At 63.6% G+C, this 3,328-nt stretch carries 4 protein-coding genes; 3 read left to right on the top strand and 1 reads right to left on the bottom strand.

Annotated features, from left to right (window positions below):
• Window positions 1-236 precede the first annotated feature (236 nt).
• Together EN906_RS28030 and EN906_RS28025 are read left to right on the top strand one after the other, a co-directional pair.
• Window positions 237-491, top strand: a complete 255-nt coding sequence (locus tag EN906_RS28030) for a type II toxin-antitoxin system Phd/YefM family antitoxin (RefSeq protein WP_127268248.1) — start codon at window positions 237-239, stop codon at window positions 489-491.
• Window positions 492-668: 177 nt separating this feature from the next.
• Window positions 669-1,718, top strand: coding sequence for an aldo/keto reductase (locus EN906_RS28025; RefSeq protein ID WP_127268247.1), 1,050 nt, complete (start codon window positions 669-671; stop codon window positions 1,716-1,718).
• 44 nt (window positions 1,719-1,762) lie between these two features.
• Here the strand turns inward: EN906_RS28025 and EN906_RS28020 are convergent, their stop codons facing one another.
• On the bottom strand, window positions 1,763-2,671 hold the full coding sequence (locus tag EN906_RS28020; RefSeq protein WP_127268246.1) for a LysR substrate-binding domain-containing protein: 909 nt from the start codon (window positions 2,669-2,671) through the stop codon (window positions 1,763-1,765).
• A gap of 119 nt (window positions 2,672-2,790) precedes the next feature.
• Here EN906_RS28020 and EN906_RS28015 point away from each other — a divergent pair.
• On the top strand, window positions 2,791-3,328 hold a 538-nt coding region (locus EN906_RS28015; protein WP_164777407.1), incomplete at its 3' end, for an MFS transporter.

Genomic DNA, 3,328 nt, shown 5'->3' with positions numbered 1-3,328 from the left:
GGGTCTGCGCTGCGTCGCTGCGCTCCTTGCTCCGCCCGTGGATGACGACGAGAGAGATGTTTAGGCCAATCCCCGAGGTTTGCGATCTGCCGCCGAAAGAGGCTATAGATTCTCGCTGCCAATAGCTTCCAACCCATGTCGAGGAACTAGCGAACACATCTGTTCGAGCGGAAACCCTGCCATGCTTCAACGGCATCTGGTATATGACTAGCGAAGCCATCTAGCGAGTAGTGCCCTTGAACTGGCATCTTAAGGACGCGAAGAACAATCTGGCGAAACTCGTACGGCAGGCGCGGGAACAAGGGCCACAAACCATCACGGTGCGCGGAAAGCCAACTGCTGTCGTACTCTCCCCCGAGGACTACGACCGACTGGTCGGCGCAACACCTTCGCTTGCGGAATATCTTCTCTCAGGTCCCGTGTGGGATGACGACTTCGTCGAGGAGGTCAATCGCCGCCCGAAGACGAAGATCCGAGTTATAGACTTATAATCCGCATACTCATGCGAACCTCGTTCGGTGAATGCAGCGGGCGCTTTTCTGATGGCGGCATTAGATGCGGTGAGGGGTTATAGGCCAACTCGGCGGGCTCGTTGAGCCAGCAATTGGAAACGAAACGTACCGTTCCTATTTGCTTTGCGTCATCACAAACTCTCTGGAGCCGCCACCATGCGCTACAACCAGCTTGGAAATACGGGGATGTTCGTCTCCGAACTGTGCCTCGGCACCATGACCTTCGGCGCCGCCGGTCAGAATGCCCAATGGGGCCTGATCGCCAGCCTCGACCAGAAGGGTGTCAACGAGATCGTTGCCCATTCGCTCGCCGCCGGCGTGAATTTCTTCGATACGGCCGACGTCTACTCCTTTGGCGAATCCGAACGGCTGCTCGGCCAGTCGCTCAGGGATCTCGGTGTGAACAGGCAGAACGTGGTCATCGCCACCAAGGCGCATGGCGCCATGGGCGAAGGCTCCAACCAGCGCGGCTCGTCACGCGGCCACATCATGGACTCGGTCGATGCCAGCTTAGAGCGGCTGCAGCTCGACCATATCGATCTTTACCAGCTGCACGGCACCGACACCGTGACGCCGATCGACGAAACGCTGCGGGCGCTCGACGATCTCGTTGCCAGCGGCAAGGTTCGCTATGTCGGCGTCTCCAACTGGGCGGCATGGCGCATCGCCAAGGCGCTCGGCATCGCCGAGCGCAAGGGCTTTGCCCGTTTCGAGACCGTCCAGTCCTATTATTCGATCGCCGGCCGCGACCTCGAGCGCGAGATCGTGCCGCTGCTCAACGAAGAGAAGCTCGGCCTGATGGTGTGGTCGCCGATGGCCGGTGGCCTGCTCTCCGGCAAGTACGGCCCCGGCGCGCCCGGCAATGGCGAAGGCCGCCGCGCGTCCTTCAACTTCCCGCCGGTCAACGAAGACCGCGCCTGGGCCGCGGTGGCCGTCATGCGCGAAATCGCCAAAAAGCATGATGTCAGCGTCGCCACGGTGGCGCTCGGCTATGTCCTGGCCAAGCCCTTCGTGATGAGCGTCATCATCGGCGCCAGCCGCATGGAGCAGCTGGAGCAGAACCTTGCCGCGACTGAAGTGAAGCTCGACACCGACGATCTGCTTCGTCTCGACGAGGTCAGCGCCCTGCCGTCCGAATATCCCGGCTGGATGCTGGAGCGCCAGGCAGTGGGCCGCCGCCCGGCGCCGTTCACGCCGAAAGCATAAATACAGCCCACGCTGACATCCCGGGAGCCGTGGCTCCGGAGATGTCAGCTCAGCCGGACGCTCTCTCCGAGAAAATCGAGAAAGGCACGCACCCGCGCCGGCAGATGCCGGCCCTGGCCGACATAGACGGCGTGGGTCGGCTCCTCGTCGCCCGGATTGAATGCCTCCAGCAGCGACACCAGCCGGCCGGCCGCCATGTCTTCCGCCACATGCCAGCGCGCCAGCCGGGCGATGCCTGCGCCCGCCAGCGCCATCAGCCGCATCGCCTCACCATCGCTGACCAGCGTGTTGCCGGTGATGGGAACCATGATGGCGCGGCCGTCCGCGTCGAGGAACGGCCAGCCATCGAGATGCCTGACGAAGCCGAAGCCCATGCGGTTATTCCTGTCGAGATCGGCTGGCGTCAGCGGCGTGCCCTGCGTTTCGAGGTAGGAAGGTGCTGCAACGACCACCACAGGGCTTTGCCCCAGCTTGCGCGCCACCAGCCGTGACTCACTCAGCGGCCCGGCACGGATAGCGACATCGGCGCGTTCCGCCATCAGGTCGATGACGCTGTCGGTCAGCACCAGATCGACCGAAATCTCGGGGTAGCGTTCGAGGAAGCGTGGCAGAAGCGGGATCAGCCGGTGTACCCCGAAGGGCACGTAGCTGTTGACGCGCAACCGTCCGCGCGGTGAAGCACCCGCCGCCGCCTCCTGCTCGGCCGCCGCCATGTCGGCGAGGATGCGCAGGCCGCTCTCGTAGAACGCGGTACCTTCCGGCGTCAGTTGCAGCTTTCGCGTCGAGCGGCTGACCAGCCGCGCGCCAAGCCGGGCCTCCAGCCGCGCGATCAGCTTGCTCACCGCCGACGGTGTCATGCGCAACGCGCGTGCCGCGGAGGAAAAACTGCCTTCCTCGACGACGCGCACGAACACTTCGATCTCGCCGGAGCGATTGATATCGGGCCTGGCCATTTGTGAATCTATTTCACAGAAAATGTGCCCAAGGCAAGTCTGGTTCACAATGCAGGGAAGCACGATCTCAGGGGTCGGGGCGCGGGACGGCGCTCTTCGCCATCGAAGTGGAAACCGCCATGCCTCTTGCTCTTTACGCGCTTGCCGCCGGTGCCTTCGGCATCGGCGTCACCGAATTCGTCATCATGGGTCTGCTGCTCGATGTCAGCAAGGATCTCGGCGTTTCGATCACGGCCGCCGGCCAGCTCATTTCGGGCTATGCGCTCGGCGTCGTCATCGGCGCGCCCCTGCTGACCATCGCCACCGGCAACTGGCCACGCAAGACCGTGCTTCTGGCACTGATGGCGATCTTCACGCTTGGCAATCTCGCCTGTGCGCTGGCCCCCGATTACTGGACGCTGATGGGCGCCCGCATTATCACCGCCTTCGCCCACGGCACATTCTTTGGCGTCGGCTCTGTCGTCGCCACCGGGCTGGTCGCACCCAACAGACAAGCCTCGGCGATCGCGCTGATGTTCACCGGTCTGACCATCGCCAACATCCTCGGCGTGCCCTTCGGCACCTGGCTCGGCCAGGCCTTCGGCTGGCGAGCGACCTTCTGGGCGGTGACATTGGTCGGCGTGGCGGCCTTCGCCGTCATCCTGGCTCTGGTGCCAC

It is taken from the genome of Mesorhizobium sp. M7A.F.Ca.CA.004.06.1.1 (genome assembly GCF_003999135.1).
Classification (GTDB): Bacteria; Pseudomonadota; Alphaproteobacteria; order Rhizobiales; family Rhizobiaceae; genus Mesorhizobium.
Note: the sequence above shows the minus strand (reverse complement) of the source record. Positions and strands in the feature narration are given on the sequence as shown.

What these genes read in the sequence shown, in the direction of transcription:
- EN906_RS28025 (WP_127268247.1), top strand. Translation starts at nt 669, where the DNA reads ATGCGCTACAACCAGCTTGGAAATACGGGGATGTTCGTCTCCGAACTG.
- EN906_RS28020 (WP_127268246.1), bottom strand. Translation starts at nt 2,671, where the DNA reads ATGGCCAGGCCCGATATCAATCGCTCCGGCGAGATCGAAGTGTTCGTG.